This window comes from Rhodoferax sp. LB1P47 (assembly GCF_056521445.1).
Genome location: NZ_JBWMAU010000009.1, coordinates 130,800 through 148,707, shown reverse-complemented (window position 1 = coordinate 148,707; position 17,908 = coordinate 130,800). Strand labels below are relative to the sequence as shown.

Sequence of the window (17,908 nt, the reverse complement as noted above, 5' to 3'; positions counted from 1 at the left end):
TCTACACACACGAACATGACCAAGCAAACGCTTCCCTTCCAGTCCGACGTGGCCCAAATGCTGCACCTCGTCACCCACGCGCTGTATTCCAACAAAGAAATTTTCATGCGCGAATTGGTGTCCAACGCCTCGGACGCATGCGACAAGCTGCGCTTTGAAGCCATCGCCACTCCCGGTCTGTATGAAGATGCGCCCAACCTCGAAGTGCGCGTGTCCTTCGACAAGGATGCCAAAACCCTGACCATCGCCGACAACGGCATTGGCCTGACGCAGCAAGAAGCCATTGACAACCTGGGCACCATCGCCAAGAGCGGCACCAAGGACTTCGTCAGCAAGCTGTCGGGCGATCAAAAGGCCGACTCGCAATTGATCGGCCAGTTCGGCGTGGGCTTTTACTCCGGCTTCATCGTGGCCGACCGCATCACCGTCGAATCCCGCCGCGCCGGAACCGCTGCCTCTGAAGGCGTGCGCTGGTCTAGCGACGGCGGCGCCAGCGGTGGCGGCGCGTTCGAGGTCGAAGGCATCACCCGCGACCAGCGCGGCACCAGCGTCATCCTGCACCTGCGCGACGACGCCCTGGACTACGCATCCGCCTGGAAGCTCAAGGGCATCATCAGCAAATACTCCGACCACATCAGCCTGCCCATCCTGATGGAAAAAGAAGAGTGGAAAGACGGCGACCTGATCGACCCAAGCAATGAAGAAGGCGGCCGCCAACCCGGTGGCATGGTCAACACCGGCGAATGGGAAGCCGTCAACAAAGCCAGCGCCATCTGGGCCCGCGCCAAAAAAGACATTACCCCCGAGCAGTACGACGACTTCTACAAGCAGATCAGCCACGACTATGAAGCCCCGCTGGCCCACACCCACAACCGCGTTGAAGGCAGCACCGAGTACACCCAGCTGCTGTATGTGCCCGGCAAAGCCCCGCAAGACCTGTGGAACCGCGACAAAAAGGGCGGCCTCAAGCTGTACGTGAAGCGCGTCTTCATCATGGACGATGCCGAAGCCCTGCTGCCTAGCTACCTGCGCTTCGTCAAGGGCGTGGTCGATTCCGCCGACCTGCCGCTGAACGTGAGCCGCGAGCTGCTGCAAGAAAGCCGCGACGTCAAAGCCATCCGCGAAGGCTGCACCAAGCGCGTCTTGGGCATGCTGGAAGATTTGGCCAAGCACAATGCTTTGCCCGTGGCCACCGATGATGTGACCGATGTGGTCAGCGACGAAGACAAGGCCCTGGTCGGCAAGTACAGCCAGTTCTACGCCGAGTTCGGTGCGGTGCTCAAAGAAGGCTTGGGCGAAGACTTTTCCAACCGCGAACGCCTGGCCAAGCTGCTGCGCTTTGCCAGCAGCACCACCGACAGCACCACCGTGTCGCTGGCCGAGTACAAGGCGCGCATGAAAGAAGGCCAAGACGCCATCTACTACATCACCGCCGACAACGCCGCCGCAGCCAAGAACAGCCCGCAGCTCGAAGTCTTCAAGAAGAAGGGCATCGAAGTGCTCTTGATGACCGATCGCGTGGACGAGTGGGCGCTGAACTACCTGCAAGACTTCGACGGCACCCCGATGCAGTCCGTCGCCAAGGGCGCGGTCGACCTGGGCAAGCTGCTGGATGAGGACGAAAAGAAAGCCGCTATCGAGGCCGCCGAAACCTTCAAACCCCTGCTGGCCAAGCTGAAAGAAGCCCTGAAAGACAAGGCCGAAGACGTGCGCGTCACCACCCGTTTGGTCGACAGCCCTGCCTGCCTGGTGGTGCAAGACGACGGCATGAGCACCCAGCTCGCCCGCATGCTCAAGCAAGCCGGCCAGGTCGCCCCGGAAGTCAAACCCGTGCTGGAAGTGAACGCCGACCATCCCCTGGTGAAGAAGCTGGAGGGCTCGGTGCACTTCAACGATCTGGCGCATATCCTGTTTGACCAAGCGCTGCTGGCCGAGGGCGGTTTGCCTGCCGATCCAGCGGCTTACGTCAAACGCGTGAATGCGCTGCTGGTGTAAGTGGATTTAAGCGAAAAGTGCCTCTGGCGCTTATTCTGAGTGCGCGAGTAGCTATTTAATTTGTAGCGTTAATGCCATGAAGAAGCCCCGCAGTCGTGAGACTGGCGGGGCTTTTTTTGTGCGGTGCTGGCAAATGCTGGATGTGTCATCCATTTTGGGGTTGGAGCGCAGGCTTCCGCGACCCAAAATCGGTGCGAAACGCTGTTTTCAACCACTGAATCACTGAAGGGGCTATGGACATGGAACCACTGAAACTTTCGCAAGCCATAGAAGAAAATACGCTGGAGTTATTTGCATGGATTTGTCTATTCCCCATCACCCTGGTTGATTTAATTTTTCACCCAATAACTTTTCTGCGAAAAATGGCTTTAGAGAAATCAAAGGCAGACGGTCCAAAATTTGACGATCGAATGCCGCCCGTACTTTTCTTTTTGCTTGGAACCGTGCCGCTGACTATTGCTGTCAATAAAACGGACAAGGATCTTGAATCAATGCCCGCCATCGCGGATGCGAGTCTCGTGATTGCTTTTGTCCTATGCACATTGCCATTTGTGTGGGCACTTGCAACGCTTTCCGCCTCAGGGCGAGGCTTTGGACGCACGGCTTTCAGAGATGCCTTTGGAACCCAGTGTTATCTGTTTTGTCCTATTTGGTTGTTTCTCTTGATGGGTACAGTTGCTCTTCAACTAAATATTTCTTATTTACCTGACGCATGCATGTTGATTTGGATTGTTTTGATGATTTGGGGCGCAATAACTGAGTGGCGTTTGTTAGAGAAAACGGCATCCCTTGGCAAGAGAATAATTTGCTTTTCTAGTGCGATCGGAGTTTCTTTGGGCGCTTATGCCGTGATTATTGAAATTGCGATCGCTACGGGTCAAAAATGGATTGCATGACCGCCCCCACATGGATGGACTACCAAGTTCCGTGTGATTAATTGTCCGGTTTCAGCAGAGGAGTTCACCCATGACCACCCAAACCCACACCGTCCGCCTGCACCGCGTCCTGCGCGCCCCGCCCGAGCGCGTGTACCGCGCCTTTCTTGACCCCGATGCCCGGGTCAAGTGGCTGCCGCCGCACGGGTTCACGGCCAAGATGCACCACTCGGAGGAGCGGGTGGGCGGCAGCTTTCGCATGTCGTTCACCAACTTCGGCACCGGCAGCAGCCATTCGTTTGGCGGCACGTACACCGAACTCACGCCGCACACCCAGATCCGCTACACCGACACCTTTGACGATCCCAGCCTGCCGGGCGAAATGCAGGTCACGGTGACGTTGCGCCCAGTGGCCTGCGGCACCGAGTTGAACATCGTGCAGGAGGGGATTCCGGCGGTGATTCCGGTGGAGTTTTGCTACCTTGGGTGGCAGGAATCGCTGGGGCTGCTGGCGCAGCTGGTCGAGCCGGAGATTCCCGACGGGGCGTAGCGGCTGGTGCAAGTTCGGAAGATTTACGTGGCGGCGGCCCCATGCAGCCCGCACACCGTAAACCGAGACCCAGCCCCCACCGCAGACGCGACCACGATGTCGCAGCCCAGGTAGCTGGCCTGGGCTTTGGCGATGGCCAGGCCCAGACCGTGGCTTTCGCTGGCAGCGCGGTCGTCGAAGCTACGGTAGGCATCGAACAGCAAGGGCAGTTGCGCCGGGGCGATGCCCACGCCGGAGTCGCGCACTTCAATGCACAGCTGCTGGCCTGCGGGGTAACTGGTGCGCAGTCGGGTGCCCACATAGACAGCGCCATTCGGCGTGTGTTTAACAGCGTTGCTGACCAGGTTCTCCAGGATCGACTCCAGCATGCGGCGGTCGGTCCAGACCACTTGCTGGCGGTGCGCAAAGTGCAGGCGTACCTGCTGCGCCGCCGCCTGGGCGGCAAACAGGCTGTGGCAGTGGGCAAACAAGGTCTCCAGCGGCACGGCATCTTCGTGCAGGGGCATGGCCCCCGATTCCAACCGGGACAGCTCCAGCAAACGGGTAATTTGCCCGTGGATGGAGGCCACGGCTTTTTCTATCTTGGTGGCCGTTTGCACGACCACCTCGCGGCCATTGGTCTGCGCGGCGTTGTGGCGCAGGAAGCCGGTGTACAGGGCGATGGCCCGGATGGGTTGCTTCAGGTCGTGGCTGATGCCGGCCAGGAACAGGCTTTTGGTGTGGGATGCGTTTTCGGCATCGGCTTTGCGCAGCTCCAGGTCTTCGATGAGGCGTTGGTTTTCAAAGCGCAGGCGCATGGATTCGCGGTGCAGGCGGTTGGTCAGATGCGCATACCCCGACATGGAAAACAGAAACAGCATGCTCAGACCCGCCAGAACAAGGTGCTCTTCGGTGCCCGCTGTGGCCAGCAGGTACACATAGGGCAATACGGCGGGCAAGGCAAACAAATAGAAAGTGGGTAAAAAAATGGACAGGGGTGTGATCGCTCCTCCCACATGGCCGGCCAGGTAGCAGCCCACCATCAACAGCGTGAGGGGTTTTTGTAGGTCGAAATACAGCCACGCAAATGCGCCCCAGGTCACACCGGTCAGCAGCAAGAGCAGACCAAAACCCCACAATACGGTGCGGTAACCACGGCCTTGGGCCAGTATGGGCTTCATGCGCAGCACAAACACCTCGCGCAGCAGCGTCACAGCACCTCCGCCAAAGAACCACAGCGCAATCGACACGGTGGGCACATGTCCAACCATCAGCCACACCGATACGAGCGACATCAGGGTGATGCTGATGTAGGGGTAATGGATGTCGTACAGGAAGTACAGCGCAAAGGCTTTTTCTTCGTATGCCTGCAACCCCTCGCTCTGTTTTGGTTTGAACACGTCAGCCCCCTTTCCTTTGCCCGATGGGTAGAAACGCCGCGCGCTGGCGATAATCTTCCCGCATGCTACCTATTCAAATCCTGATTGCGGAAGACCACGCGCTTTTGGCCGATGCGCTGCACATGCTGCTGGGCACCCAGCCAGATATGCACTGCGTGGGCGTGGTGAAGGACGGCGAACAGGCGCTGGCCCAGACGCTGCACACCCAGCCGGACGTGCTGCTGCTGGATCTGGGCCTGCCCCGGCTGGATGGCCTGGGCGTCATGGAGGCCTTGAACCGCGCGCAAATGTCCGTCAAGGTGCTGGTGGTCACGGCGCGGCTGGACGCGCAGAGCATCCGCGCCGCACTCTCCTTGGGGGCGGCGGGCTATTTGCCTAAAAATGAGGACAGCGAAGAACTGCTGCTGGCCATTCGGCGGGTGGCGCAGGGCAAGCGCTACATCAGCGCCGAAATCGCCCGCCTGTTTGTGCCCGAACTACAGAGCACCCCGCCCAGCAAGCTTACGTCCAGCGAAAGCACCGTGCTCCATCTGGTGGGCGAGGGCCTGACCAGCAAGGAAATCAGCCAAAAACTGGGCACCAGCGAAGCCACCGCCCGCAAGCACCGCGAGAACATTCGCCGCAAGCTGGGGATGCGCAATAGTGCGGAAATGGCGGCCTACGCGATTCGTATCCAAGGCTGCTGACAGCCCAGGGTCTACGCATTTGGGCGTAGAACCGGGGGACGAAATCGACTTCAGCACCATTGGCGCCGACTGCGGCCAGGGCGGGCATGGCGGCTACGTCTACCTGGATGCAGAAGAGTAGCGCCACCGCGCCCGCTGCAAGGCGCACAGCTCCCACACGCCGTAGACCAGGCAGGCGGGCAGCGCCACCAGGCGCATGACCGAGAGCATCACCGCTGCTTTGCGTAACAAGACCATGATGGGCTCCTGATAAAACAGAGCGCCCACCCTAAACCCGCCGCGTGACAGCCGCGTGACCACGTGCAATAGCCATGCAACGCGCTGGCTTTACCCCCCGCAGCGCCGCCGGTGTCGCTATGCTGCCCCGTGCCCCACCCATCCCCCTTTGCCCTGCCCGAGCTGGACGCGCTGGAGCGCACCATCGCTCTGGGCGGTAGCCACTTGCAGGCGCGCACCGTGTGTAGCGTGGACCTGCCCGGCGGCGGCAGCTACCCGGTGCGCTGCATCACCTTGGGCAACCCCGCGCTGGATGTGCCCGCCGTGGGCTACTTTGGCGGGGTGCACGGGCTGGAGCGCATCGGCGCGGGCGTGGTGATTGCCTACCTGCACAGCCTGGTGGAGCGGCTGGCCTGGGACAGCGCGCTGCACCGCCAGCTGGAATCGGTGCGTTTGGTGTTCATGCCCATCGTCAACCCCGGCGGCATGGCGCTGGGCACGCGGGCCAATCCGCAGGGGGTGGACCTGATGCGCAATGCCCCGGTGGATGCGCGCGAGCCGGTGCCGTTTATGGTGGGCGGGCAGCGGCTGAGTGCGCGGCTGCCGTGGTTTCGCGGGGCCTTTGGCGCGGCGATGGAGGCTGAGAACCAGGCCGTGTGCGCGGTGGTGCAGGCCGAGCTGCTGTCGCGGCCTTTTAGCCTGTCGGTGGACTGCCATTCGGGCTTTGGCTCCCGCGACCGGCTGTGGTTTCCCTACGCCCACACCCGCACGCCGATTGCCCACCTGGCCGAGATGCACGCCCTCAAAAACATCTTCACTGCCTCGCACAGCCACTACCGCTACATCTTTGAGCCGCAAAGCCTGCAATACCTGGCGCACGGCGACCTGTGGGACCACTTGTACCGGCAGGCCAGCGCGCGGTCCGGGCGCATCTTTTTGCCGCTGACGCTGGAGATGGGCTCGTGGCTGTGGGTGAAGAAGAACCCGCGCCAGCTGTTTTCGCGCCACGGCATCTTCAACCCGCTGATCGCCCACCGCCAGCAGCGGGTACTGCGCCAGCACCAGTCGCTGTTGGATTTTCTGGCCCGCGCCGCCCACGGGCACCGGCTGTGGTTGCCCGCCGAAGACCTGCGCACCTACCACCACGCCCAGGCCCAGCACGACTGGTACGGGAGCCGCCCTTGAGACGCCCGGCACCCATCCGCACCTGGATTCTGCTGCGTGGCCTGACCCGCGAGAGCGGCCACTGGGGCCCGTTCACCGGGCCGTTGGCGGCGGCCCTACCGGGCTGCGAGGTGCTGGCGTTGGACCTGCCGGGCAACGGCCATCTGTACCAGCAAGCCAGTCCCACGCAGGTGGAAGACATGGTGGCCCACTGCCGCACCGCGCTGGCCCGTCGCCAGATCACCGGCCCGGTGCATCTGCTGGGGATGTCGCTGGGGGCGATGGTGGCGGTGGCCTGGTCGGCGGCCTACCCGATGGAAGTGGCAGCGCAGGTGCTGATCAACACCAGCCTGCGCCCGTTCAGCCCGTTTTACCAGCGGCTGCGGCCCGGCAACTATGCGCGGCTGCTGCGGTTGGCGCTGCCGGGGGCTACCCCCGAGATGTGGGAGCGCAGCATTTTGCGCATCACCAGCAACGCCGCCCACCCCAACCTGCTGCCCTTGTGGCTGGCGCTGCGCCAGCGCCACCCCGTCAGCCGCGCCAACGCGCTGCGCCAGTTACTGGCAGCCGCCCGTTTCACCGCCCCTAGCCGCTTGGCAACCCCCACCCTGCTGCTGGCCAGCGCGCAAGACCAGCTGGTGTCGGTGGCCTGCTCCCACGCGCTGGCACGGCAGTGGCAGTGCCCGCTACAGGTGCACCCGGCCGCCGGGCACGACCTGCCGCTGGACGACGGCGGCTGGGTGGTGCAGCAGGTGGTTCAATGGTCAAAATAGGCCCCAGAGCATATAAAAACTGCGCAAGCAGCTATCAAATTTAACAATGCTGACCCGGCAGCCAAGCCCCAAATACCGCTAACATGGCCGGTTGCACTCCGCCCACACGCCCCCCACCGCCACGGCTACTGCCATCGACATCGTCTACCTCTGGGTGGACGGCCACGACCCGGTGTGGCGCGCCAAACGCCAGCAGGCCGCCGCCACGCTCAACGCCCACACCCGCATGGCCGCGTATGCCAACGTCGAAGGGCGGTTTCGCGACAACGACGAGCTGCGTTACAGCCTGCGGGCGCTGGAGCGCTTCTTCCCCGGCCACGGCCACATTTACCTGGTGACCGATGCGCAAACCCCGGCCTGGCTGGCCGCTGTGCCCGGCATCAGCGTGGTGGACCACCGCGACCTGATCCCCGCTGCGGCTTTGCCCACCTTCGATTCCGGCCACATCGAGTCGTACATCCACCGCATTCCCGGCCTGTCGGAGCGCTTTTTCTACCTCAACGACGATGTGTTTTTTGGAGCACCGGTGGTGTTGGACGACTGGTTCTGGCCCGGTGGCGTGTGCGTGGCTTGGTCGGATGAGCCACCGGTGAGCGACGAGCCGCTGCGCCCCGATGCCACCGCCCTGGACAACGCCTGCCGCCGCTCCAACCAGTGGCTGCGCGCCCACCCCGTGCCCGGCTACCAGCCCACCTTTCGCACCTTTGCCCACGCGCCCCGGCCCCTGAGCAAGTCGCTGCTGGCCGGGCTGGAGCACACCGTTCCCGACATGTTTGCCCGGGTGCGCTCCACCGTGTTCCGCACCTGGGACAAGCCCGCCATCGTGTCCGACTTTGTGCTGCGCTGGGCCCTGGCCCACGGCCAAGCCCAGCTGCGCGACTACGCCCACCGCTACGTCAGCACCAGCGATGCCGACACCACCGAGGATTTAGACCAGCTGGTGGCCCACAACGGCCAACTGGCTTTCTTCTGCATCAACGACACCACCGACGACGCACTGCCGCACGACCCGCGTTTGGCCCGCGTGCGGGATGCCTTGCAGCAGATGTTTCCGCTGGCGTCGCGGTTTGAGATTTAACAAAACGCCCAAGCCAACCAAGCCGGGTCTTCCACCACGTTCAGCACCAGATAGACCCCCACGCGGTAGGACAGGTATTCGCCCAGCTGCACTGCGTCGGCCCAGGTCGGGGGCCACGCAATACCGGCGCGCTGCAATAACACCGCCGTCATACGTAGAGCGGCTCTTCCTGCATGGCTTCGATCTGCTCGGTGAGCATGTTGACTTGGCCCACCCAGTAGTCGCTGCTGCCAAACCACGGAAAGTTGACCGGGAAGGTCGGGTCGCTCCAGCGGCGGGCCAGCCAGGCGCTGTAGTGGATCAGGCGCAGGGTGCGCAGGGGTTCGATCAGGGCCAGCTCGCGGCGGTCAAAGCTGCGGAACTGCTCGTAGCCGTCCACCAGGCCGCTGAGTTGGCCGGTGCGCTGGGCGCGGTCGCCACTCAGCAGCATCCACAGGTCTTGCACCGCCGGGCCGGTGCGGGCATCGTCCAGATCGACAAAGTGCGGGCCGCCGCCGGGGCGGTCGGTGGGGGTCCAGAGGATGTTGCCGGGGTGGCAGTCGCCGTGCAGGCGCAGGGTTTTTATTTGAGAGTCTTTTATGCCTCCAGCGCTTATGGGTAGTGCGCTGGCAGCTATTAAATCGAGAGCTTCAGTGCAGGCTTTCTGCCACGGGCCCTGCACGTCCAGCGGCACGATTTCGTGCTGCACCAGCCAGTCGCGCGAGCTGCTGCCAAAGCTGTGCAGGTCTAGCGCCGGGCGGTGCACAAATGCGTGCTTGGCCCCCACGGTGTGGATGCGGGCCAGGAAGCGGCCTATCCATTCCAGCACCTCGAAGTCGTCCAGCTCGGGTGCGCGGCCGCCCCGGCTGGGGCTGACGCTGAAGGCGAATCCGGCAAAGTGGTGCAGGGTGGCGCCTTCCAGCACCAGCGGGCCCACGGCGGGGATTTCGGCGGCCATGAGTTCGGCGGCGAAGCCGTGTTCTTCCAGAATTTGCGCGTGGCTCCAGCGGTGCGGGCGGTAGAACTTGGCCACCACCACGCTGCCGTCTTCCAGGTGCGCCTGGTAGACCCGGTTTTCATACGAGCTAAGCGCCATCAGGCGGCCATCGCCAAACAGGCCGACGCTGGCCAGTGCGTCCATCACCACGTCGGGGGTCAGGGCCTGGTAGTCGTGAAAGGAGCCAGAGGATTCGGTGGGGGTCAGCATGGCTGCATTGTCGCCGCCCGCCGCGCCGTTGCGGGCACTGCGGGGGTCATAGTTCTCAGCCTTTTCTGGCCTTAGCGCAATTGCTGCGTACGAGAGGCGCTATTATTTTTGAAGCAATCCGCCCAGCATGCCGAACAGATCGCTGCTGTCGCCCAAGCCGCCTTGCGGAGCCTGGCCATTGGGGGTGAGGCGGTCTACCAGGCCGGGCAGCACCTGGGCCAGCTGATCCGCCGCTTCACCGGAGTTCAGGCCCAGCTGGGCAGCAAGGCCGGAGAGTGCGTCCGCGCCGAGCACGTTGCCCAGTTGCTCGCCCGAGATGGCTTGGTTTTGGCCGCTCCCAATCCACGAACCCAGCACATCGCCCAAACCGGCCTGGTTGAATTTGTCGGCCAGCCCGCCCAGGCCACCGGTGGCGCTGTTGTTGCTCAGCATGCCGGTGACCACCTGGACCAGCTGTGGGTTGCTGGCCAGCATGCCGATGATGCCGCCCAAACCACCGCCCAAGCCGCCAAAGCCGCCCTGGGGCTGCTGTTGGCCGTTGTTTAAAACCGCGCCGAGAACCGAGTCGAGTAAGCCCATGGTGTTTCCTTGGTGGTAGGGTGATAAATGGCAATGCCGCTTGCAACATGGGGTACAAGCCCAAGGTTGCAGGCGGCATTGTCAACCATCAGAAAGGCACGGGCGGGGCGTACAAAACCGCTTTAGTGGACCACCTGGGCCAATAGGCCTTGGGCGTAATGGCCGGCCACTACTTGCAGGCTGTGGCCCTTGACCCCAGCGGCCTGGCCTTCGCAGCCAAACTCCAAATAGCGCTGCTTGCACAGCTGCTTGGCGGCTTCGCGGGCGGGTTTGAGGTAGTCGCGGGGGTCGAACTTGTCGGGGTTTTCTGCCAGGTACTTGCGGATGGCGCCGGTCATGGCCAGGCGCACATCGGTGTCGATGTTGATTTTGCGCACGCCGTGTTTGATGGCTTCCTGGATTTCTTCCACCGGCACGCCGTAGGTTTCCTTCATGTCGCCGCCGTGCGCACGGATGATGGCCAGCAGCTCTTGCGGCACGCTGGAGCTGCCGTGCAGTACCAAGTGGGTGTTGGGAATGCGCTGGTGGATTTCTTTGATGCGCGAGATCGCCAGGATGTCGCTGGTGGGCTTGCGGGTGAACTTGTAAGCGCCGTGGCTGGTGCCGATGGCGATGGCCAGCGCGTCGATCTGGGTGGCTTTGACGAATTCAGCGGCTTGCTCGGGGTCGGTCAGCAGCTGGGCCATGGTCATCACGTCGTCGGTGCCGTGGCCGTCTTCCTTGTCGCCCTGCATGGTTTCTAGCGAGCCCAGGCAGCCCAGTTCGCCTTCGACCGTCACGCCGACGCGGTGCGCCAGTGCCACCACTTGGCGGGTGACTTCGACGTTGTAGTCAAAGCTGGCGATGGTTTTGCCGTCGGACTGCAAGGAGCCGTCCATCATCACCGAGCTAAAGCCCAGGTTGATCGCGCCTTGGCAGATGTCGGGGCTTTGGCCGTGGTCTTGGTGCATCACCAGTGGGATGTGCGGCCAGGTTTCCACCGCCGCCTGGATCAGGTGCTTGATGAAGGGCTCGCCGGCGTATTTGCGGGCACCGGCGCTGGCTTGCAGGATCACCGGCGCACCCACCTCGTCGGCGGCTTGCATGACGGCCTGGACTTGCTCCAGGTTGTTGACGTTGAAGGCCGGAATGCCATAGCCGCGGGCGGCGGCATGGTCCAACAGTTCGCGCATAGAGACGAGTGCCATGGTGGGGGGTCCAGAGAGTTAAAAATGGGGGCCGGGCAGTTTGGTAACCGCTTCGTAACTCGGCCAATTCTAGCGTTTTCCCTGTGCTGGCCCCCAAGCCAAAGTCAGCCGATAACAGCTGTGCCAGTGGCTTGGCTTACCCGCTACATCCGGCGAAACGCGGACCTGCTCCAATTGCCCGCCGTGGACTTCGGCCACCCGGCGGGCAATTTTGTGGCCCAGGCCAAGCCCGTCCACCGCCTGGGCGGGGCCACCCGGCGCACCGGTATCGCACACCTGTAGCCAGGCGGCGGCCGGGTGGCTGCCCACCTGGACCTCGATGTCGGTGCCGCGTGCCGTGTGGCGCAGGGCGTTTTCTACCAGGTTGCGCAGGGCCAGCTCAATCAACACCGGGTGGCCGGACACCACCGGATCGGCATCGCCGCTGACCGCCAGCGCATGGCCGCTGACCCAGGCGGCGGGGGCGTAGTCGGCCACCACGCGCTGGGCCAGCGCCCGCAGCGCCACCGGTTCGGCCGATTCGGCCAGCGCCACCCGGCTGGTGCGGGCCAGCGCCAGCAGCTGCGCCACCACGGTGCCCGCCCGCAGGGCATCGGCCTCCAGCTGGTGCAGGCTGGTCTGCCGCTCGGCCTCTGACAGCGGGCCTTGCAGGGCCCGCGCCAGCAGGGCCAGGGAGGCCAGCGGGGTGCGCAGTTCGTGGGCCACTTCATCGGCCAGCGCCCGCTCCTGTTGCAGGGCGGCCTGCTGGCGGGCCACCAGGATGTTGATGGCCACCACCACCGCCTCGAACTCGGTGTGCGGGTGCCGGGCCTGCAAGGTGCTGGCCTGGGCCACGTCCAGCGCATGCACATCGGCCGACAGCAAGTGCAGTGGTCGCAGACCACGGCGTATCGCCAGGCCCAGCGCCAGCGCCACCACCGGCAGCAGCCACAGGCTGGGCAAGACCATCTGCTCGGCAATGTCCCAGGCCAGGTCGTCGCGTTCTTCGGTGCTCAGCAGCACCATTACCCGGCGGGTGCGGGCCGGGCCGTCGGCATCCCAACGGGCAAAGCCGCGCCAGTGCGTGGCCTGGGGGCCGAGTTGCAGATCGACAAAGCCTTCGTCCTGCGCAAAGGCGGGCAGTGCGGCCACGCCGGTGTAGGTCAGCACCCGGCCCGCCGCATCCCACACCACCACACTTAGCGACTGTTGGTAGTCGTGGTTTTTCAAGTCTGGGTGGGTCCCGGCCAGGGGCCGTACATCGTCGGCGGTAAATGTGCCGCCTTGCTGGCGCAACAGCAGGGCCGAGACACCGGCTAGGTGGCCGTCGGTCAGTTCATCGGACTCGTGCCGCCCGGTTTGCACGCCTACCACCATAAAGCCCAGCCACACTACCACCAGCGCCCCCAGGGCCCAGACCAGCAGGTGCCGGGTCAACGAGCTGCTCCGGCGGGTCATGCGGGCTCCTGCGGCACAAAGTAGCCCACGCCGCGCAGGGTCTGGATCAGCGCGGCACCGAGTTTTTTGCGCAGGTGGTGGATGTGGACCTCGATCGCGTTGCTCTCCAGCAGCTGGTCGAAGCTGTACAGCGTGGTCTCAATCTGCGCCCGCGACAGCACCCGGCCCCGGGCTTGCAGCAGGGCCAGCAGCACCGCATATTCGCGCCCCGACAAGGCCACCAGCTGCCCGGCTTGGTGCACGCTGCGGGTGGCGGGGTTGAGCGACAGGGCGCCCAGGGTCAGCAGCGGCTGCGCCCGCCCGGCGGCGCGGCGCAGCAGGGCGCGCATGCGGGCCTCTAGCTCATCGGCATCGAAGGGTTTGGTCACGTAGTCGTCGGCCCCCGAGTCCAGGCCCTCGATGCGCGAGGCCACCGCGTCGCGCGCGGTCATGATCAGCACCGGGGTGTGGGCATCGGGCAGGGCTGCGTTGCTGCTGCGCACCCGCTCCAGCAGGCTGCGGCCATCGCCGTCGGGCAGGCCCAGGTCGAGCAGTACCAGGTCAAACGGCTCGACGCACAGCGCGCTCCACGCAGCGGCCAGGTTGCCCACCAGATCCACGGCATAGCCGCGCTGGCGCAGGCCTACGCTGAGGCCGAGGGCAATGCCCGTGTCGTCTTCTACTACCAAGATGCGCATGGGCCGTATTGTGCGGCCCTTAAGGGTGGCTTAATGCGCGGCCCCAAGACTCGCCCCCATGCAAATTGAAAAACAGGGGTGGGCCACCGTTTTGGCCCTGGGCGTGCTGCTGGCGTGGGATGCTAGCGGCTGGGATGTGCCGGTGGCTGCGTGGTTTGGCAACAGCCAAGGCTTTGCGCTGCGCGACCACTGGCTGCTGTCCACGGTGCTGCACGAGGGCGGGCGCTTGCTGGCCTGGGCACTGGTGCTGGCGTTGTGCGTGGGGGCGGTGCTGCCGTTTGGCCCGTTAGTGCAGCTACCGATGTCGCGGCGCATCCAGCTGGCCATCACGCCCATCGCCGGGGCATTGGCGGTCTCCATCCTCAAGTCCTCCAGCGCCAGCAGCTGCCCCTGGGATATGCATGCGTTTGGCGGCGTGGCACAGCACATATCGCATTGGCAGTGGACCTTGCACGATGGTGGCAGTGGCCGCTGCTTCCCGGCGGGGCACGCCACGGCGGGGTTTTCGTTTCTGGGCGGCTATTTCGTTTACCGGGCGCAGCCGAACATCGCACGCCGCTGGCTCATGGGGGCCATGCTGGCCGGTACGGTGTTCGGGCTAGCACAGCAGATGCGCGGCGCGCACTACGCCAGCCATACGCTGTGGACCGCCTGGCTGTGCTGGGCAGTAGCCTGGATCGGCGATGCGGCCCACCAGCACTGGGCAGGAGGCCGCCATGCGCAAGCATAAGTCAATCCAGCACGGCCACGTGTTGCCCGGGGCCGCCTGGAACCCACTGACGCGCACTGCCGATTGGCATCCGCACACCGCCACCGTGCTGCTGTGCCTGTGGATGGCCAGCGTGGGCAATCTGGCGCTGTGGCAGGCTTTGCACCCATTGGGCGCGCTACAGGGCGTGGCCGGTTTGCGTTTGGCCCTGGGGTTGGGGCTAGGCGTTGCCGCCTTGCTGGGCGCCCTGGTGTCGCTGCTGACCCTGTTGGCACCCCGCTGGTTGCTCAAGCCGGTGCTCACCGTGCTGCTGGTGGTGACCGCCGTGGGCAGTTACTTCATGCTGAGCTACGGCATCGTGATCGACGCGACCATGCTGACCAATGCCCTGCAAACCGATGTGCGCGAAGCCGCCGACCTGCTGCACTGGCGGCTGCTGCTAACCATCGCCGGGCTGGCGGGCGCACCGGCCTGGTGGCTTTGGCGGGCCGTGTTGCGCTACCCGCAGGGGGCAAAGGCGCACGGCAAGAATGCTATATATTTTATAGCTTACTGCGCAATATCTATATGCGCTACAGGCCTTATTTACCAAAATATGGCAAGCCTGATGCGCAACCACACCCAGCTGCGCTACCTGGTCAACCCGCTCAACAGCGTGTACGCCGTGGCCCGTCTGGCACACCCCAAGGTGGCCCACACCGGGCCGCTGCTGCCGCTGGGCGAGGACGCACATTTGGCGGCCAATGCCAGCGCCCCTAGCCGTCCACCGCTGCTGGTATTGGTGCTGGGCGAAACCGCCCGCAGCGGCAACTTCGGCATCAACGGCTACGCCCGCAACACCACGCCGCTGCTGCAAGCCCAGGCCAAATTTGGCCAGTTGGTGAGCTTTACCAACGCCTGGTCCTGCGGCACCAGCACCGCCGCCTCGGTGCCGTGCATGTTTTCGCCGCTAGGACGCGAGGGCTACAGCGCCCGCGATGCCGATACTGAAGGCCTGCTCGACGTGCTGCAACGCGCCGGACTGGCCGTGCTGTGGGTAGACAACCAGTCGGGCTGCAAGGGCGTGTGCGACCGGGTGGTCAGCGCCAGCACCACCGGAGTGCCAGTGCCCGACTCCTCGGGACTGGGCTTGTGCGAGGGTGCGGAATGCTTCGATGCGGTGATGCTGCACGGCCTGGACGCGCGCATCGCCGCCCTGCCCGCCGCCGCCCGCGCCCAAGGCGTGGTGGTGGTTCTGCACCAAATGGGCGGCCACGGCCCGGCCTACAGCCGCCGTAGCGCGGCGCAGCGCAAACAATTTGGCCCGGAATGTCTGAGCAGCGCCTTGCAGGAATGCAGCCAGGCGAGCATCACCAATGCCTACGACAACACGATTGTGGAAACCGACTTTCTGCTGGACGGGGTGGTGCAGTGGCTGCAAGCCCGCTCCGGCCAGTGGGATACCGCCATGCAGTACGTGGCCGACCACGGTGAATCACTGGGCGAGAACAACATTTACCTGCACGGCTTGCCGTATGCCGTGGCCCCGGATGTGCAAAAGCAGGTGCCGTGGATCACCTGGCTATCCCCGGCGTTCACGCAGCGCAGCGGCATTGCACCGGCCTGCCTGCAACAACAGGCAGCGGCGCGCATTTCGCACGACAATTTTTTCCACTCGGTGCTGGGCCTGATGGGGGTGCAGACCGGGGTCTACCGCCCGGCGCTGGACCTGTACCGGCACTGTGCGACAGGGGCCTGAAAAGGCTCTGCTCAAATAGACAGGACTTACGCAAGACCCTCTGTGCGCCCAATGGGCACTACAGAGGGCGCTGCGTAAGTCCTAATAGAAATGCAGGGCCTGGACCCTGCATGCAGTGGGACGCAGGACGCAAAGCCCTGCCAGGCGGGTGGATCAGCTGACTTGGCAAATCTTCAGCATATTGGTGCCGCCGGGTGCGCCCATAGGTTCGCCGCAGGTGATGGCATAGATATCCCCGCGTTGCACGATGCCGCGCTTGGTGAGGTGGCGCTCGGCCTGCTCCAGCGCGGTGTCGCGGTCGCTGCTGGCATCCATTAACAGCGGCAGCACGTTGCGGTACAGCGCCATCTTGCGCTGGGTGGCCAGGCGCGGTGTAAGTGCATAGATCGGCACGTGGATGCTGTGGCGGCTCATCCACAGGGCGGTGGAGCCGCTGTCGGTCATGGCCACAATGGCTTTGGCACCCAAATGCTGGGCGGTAAACAGGGCGCCCATGGCGATGGACTGGTCGATGCGGCTGAAGGTTTTGCCCTTGAAGTCGGCTTCCAGTTCGCCATATTCGGCTTTTTCGGCTTCGCGGCAGATGTTGGCCATTTCCAGCACGGTTTCCAGCGGGAATTTACCGGCGGCGGTTTCGGCGCTCAGCATCACGGCATCGGTGCCGTCCAGCACGGCGTTGGCCACGTCGCTTACCTCGGCGCGGGTCGGCACCGGGTTGGTGATCATGCTTTCCATCATCTGGGTGGCGGTAATCACCACCTTGTCGCTGGCGCGGGCCATGCGGATCATGCGTTTTTGCAAAGCGGGTACGGCAGCGTTGCCCACCTCGACCGCCAAATCACCGCGCGCCACCATGATGCCGTCGCTGGCATCCAGAATGGATTGCAGGTGCGGGATGGCTTCGGCACGCTCGATCTTGGCGATCAGGCCGGGCCGGTGGTTGAACTCGGCAGCGGCCACGTTGCACAACTGGCGGGCCATTTCCATGTCGGTGGCGTTCTTGGGGAAGCTCACGGCCACGTAGTCGGCCTGGAAGCTCATCGCGGTGCGGATGTCCTCCATGTCCTTGGCGGTCAGGGCCGGGGCGGTTAGGCCGCCACCCTGCTTGTTGATGCCTTTGTTGTTGGACAACTCGCCGCCGAGCTTGACGATGCAGTGCACCGCATCGCCGCGCACGGCCTCCACCGTCATCACGATCAGGCCGTCGTTGAGCAACAGCACGTCGCCCGCCTTGACTTCGCGTGGCAATGATTTGTAGTCCAAGCCCACGGCGTCAATGTCGCCCAGCTCGGTGCGGGCCGCGTCGAGCACGAATTTCTGGCCTGGCTCCAGCATGACTTTGTTGTCGGCAAACTTGCCGACGCGGATCTTGGGGCCTTGCAGGTCGGCCATGATGGCCACTTCCACACCGGCCCGTTTGGCGGCTTCGCGGACCATCATGGCGCGGTCAATGTGGTCTTGCGCCTTGCCGTGGCTGAAGTTCAGCCGCACGACGTTGACACCGGCCCGAATCAACTGCTCCAGGATTTCCGGGGTGTTGGAAGCAGGGCCGAGGGTGGCAACAATTTTGGTGGCAAGGCGGGGCATGACAGAGTCTCCGTTGTAATTTAGTTTCCATTCTCACACGAAAATAGTTACCAAAAGGTTACAAGACAAGCATGAAAACCCTTGTTCCACCG

General features: G+C 63.9%; 18 protein-coding genes. 9 read left to right on the top strand and 9 right to left on the bottom strand.

Annotated elements, in window-relative coordinates; translation table 11 throughout:
* Positions 1–15: 15 nt before the first annotated feature.
* The 3 genes from htpG (at position 16) to AC0969_RS12225 (ending at position 3,420) form a co-directional block, all read left to right on the top strand.
* A complete protein-coding gene (gene htpG, locus AC0969_RS12235; RefSeq protein ID WP_479624417.1) occupies positions 16–1,995 on the top strand; it encodes a molecular chaperone HtpG in 1,980 nt (659 codons plus the stop codon).
* Positions 1,996–2,234: 239 nt separating this feature from the next.
* Positions 2,235–2,891 carry a hypothetical protein gene (locus AC0969_RS12230; protein ID WP_479624416.1) on the top strand — a complete coding sequence of 219 codons (657 nt, stop codon included), beginning with the start codon at positions 2,235–2,237 and terminating at the stop codon, positions 2,889–2,891.
* A gap of 70 nt (positions 2,892–2,961) precedes the next feature.
* Positions 2,962–3,420, top strand: coding sequence for an SRPBCC family protein (locus tag AC0969_RS12225; protein WP_479624415.1), 459 nt, complete (start codon positions 2,962–2,964; stop codon positions 3,418–3,420).
* Between the two features lie 23 nt (positions 3,421–3,443).
* On the opposite strand, the gene AC0969_RS12220 is transcribed toward AC0969_RS12225, so the two are convergent.
* Entirely contained in the window at positions 3,444–4,799 is a 1,356-nt protein-coding gene (locus tag AC0969_RS12220; protein WP_479624414.1) for a sensor histidine kinase, read from the bottom strand.
* Positions 4,800–4,861: 62 nt separating this feature from the next.
* Between AC0969_RS12220 and AC0969_RS12215 the strand changes: the two genes are divergently transcribed.
* Positions 4,862–5,485 (top strand): response regulator, encoded by a 624-nt coding sequence (locus tag AC0969_RS12215; protein ID WP_479624413.1) that lies wholly within the window; start codon positions 4,862–4,864, stop codon positions 5,483–5,485.
* A 99-nt stretch (positions 5,486–5,584) separates the two neighbouring features.
* Here AC0969_RS12215 and AC0969_RS12210 read toward each other — a convergent pair whose 3' ends face one another.
* Positions 5,585–5,722, bottom strand: a complete 138-nt coding sequence (locus AC0969_RS12210) for a hypothetical protein (RefSeq protein ID WP_479624412.1) — start codon at positions 5,720–5,722, stop codon at positions 5,585–5,587.
* A 129-nt stretch (positions 5,723–5,851) separates the two neighbouring features.
* Between AC0969_RS12210 and AC0969_RS12205 the strand changes: the two genes are divergently transcribed.
* The 3 genes from AC0969_RS12205 (at position 5,852) to AC0969_RS12195 (ending at position 8,716) form a co-directional block, all read left to right on the top strand.
* On the top strand, positions 5,852–6,886 hold the full coding sequence (locus AC0969_RS12205; protein ID WP_479624411.1) for a M14 family zinc carboxypeptidase: 1,035 nt from the start codon (positions 5,852–5,854) through the stop codon (positions 6,884–6,886).
* Positions 6,883–7,638 (top strand): alpha/beta fold hydrolase, encoded by a 756-nt coding sequence (locus tag AC0969_RS12200; protein WP_479624410.1) that lies wholly within the window; start codon positions 6,883–6,885, stop codon positions 7,636–7,638. The genes AC0969_RS12205 and AC0969_RS12200 overlap by 4 nt, the downstream gene beginning before the upstream one ends.
* Before the next feature lie 91 nt (positions 7,639–7,729).
* On the top strand, positions 7,730–8,716 hold the full coding sequence (locus AC0969_RS12195; protein WP_479624409.1) for a Stealth CR1 domain-containing protein: 987 nt from the start codon (positions 7,730–7,732) through the stop codon (positions 8,714–8,716).
* Here AC0969_RS12195 and AC0969_RS12190 read toward each other — a convergent pair.
* The 6 genes from AC0969_RS12190 to AC0969_RS12165 all read right to left on the bottom strand — a co-directional run bounded on the left by AC0969_RS12190 (position 8,713) and on the right by AC0969_RS12165 (position 13,782).
* Positions 8,713–8,868 (bottom strand): hypothetical protein, encoded by a 156-nt coding sequence (locus AC0969_RS12190; RefSeq protein ID WP_479624408.1) that lies wholly within the window; start codon positions 8,866–8,868, stop codon positions 8,713–8,715. The genes AC0969_RS12195 and AC0969_RS12190 overlap by 4 nt on opposite strands.
* A complete protein-coding gene (locus AC0969_RS12185) occupies positions 8,865–9,902 on the bottom strand; it encodes a serine/threonine protein kinase (protein ID WP_479624407.1) in 1,038 nt (345 codons plus the stop codon). The genes AC0969_RS12190 and AC0969_RS12185 overlap by 4 nt, the downstream gene beginning before the upstream one ends.
* 102 nt (positions 9,903–10,004) lie before the next feature.
* Complete coding sequence (locus AC0969_RS12180; RefSeq protein ID WP_479624406.1) at positions 10,005–10,481, bottom strand: YidB family protein; 477 nt, start codon at positions 10,479–10,481, stop codon at positions 10,005–10,007.
* Positions 10,482–10,603: 122 nt separating this feature from the next.
* Complete coding sequence (fba, locus tag AC0969_RS12175; RefSeq protein WP_479624405.1) at positions 10,604–11,668, bottom strand: class II fructose-bisphosphate aldolase; 1,065 nt, start codon at positions 11,666–11,668, stop codon at positions 10,604–10,606.
* A 69-nt stretch (positions 11,669–11,737) separates the two neighbouring features.
* The gene (locus AC0969_RS12170; protein ID WP_479624404.1) at positions 11,738–13,105 is read right to left on the bottom strand and encodes an ATP-binding protein; all 1,368 of its coding nucleotides are present in this window, start codon (positions 13,103–13,105) and stop codon (positions 11,738–11,740) included.
* On the bottom strand, positions 13,102–13,782 hold the full coding sequence (locus AC0969_RS12165) for a response regulator (RefSeq protein WP_479624403.1): 681 nt from the start codon (positions 13,780–13,782) through the stop codon (positions 13,102–13,104). Before AC0969_RS12165 ends, AC0969_RS12170 begins: the two co-directional genes overlap by 4 nt.
* A gap of 58 nt (positions 13,783–13,840) precedes the next feature.
* On the opposite strand from AC0969_RS12165, the gene AC0969_RS12160 reads away from it, so the two are divergent.
* On the top strand, positions 13,841–14,512 hold the full coding sequence (locus AC0969_RS12160; protein WP_479624402.1) for a phosphatase PAP2 family protein: 672 nt from the start codon (positions 13,841–13,843) through the stop codon (positions 14,510–14,512).
* Positions 14,499–16,229, top strand: coding sequence for a phosphoethanolamine transferase (locus AC0969_RS12155; protein WP_479624401.1), 1,731 nt, complete (start codon positions 14,499–14,501; stop codon positions 16,227–16,229). Before AC0969_RS12160 ends, AC0969_RS12155 begins: the two co-directional genes overlap by 14 nt.
* Before the next feature lie 153 nt (positions 16,230–16,382).
* Here the strand turns inward: AC0969_RS12155 and pyk are convergent, their stop codons facing one another.
* On the bottom strand, positions 16,383–17,816 hold the full coding sequence (gene pyk, locus AC0969_RS12150) for a pyruvate kinase (protein ID WP_479624400.1): 1,434 nt from the start codon (positions 17,814–17,816) through the stop codon (positions 16,383–16,385).
* Positions 17,817–17,908 lie beyond the last annotated feature (92 nt).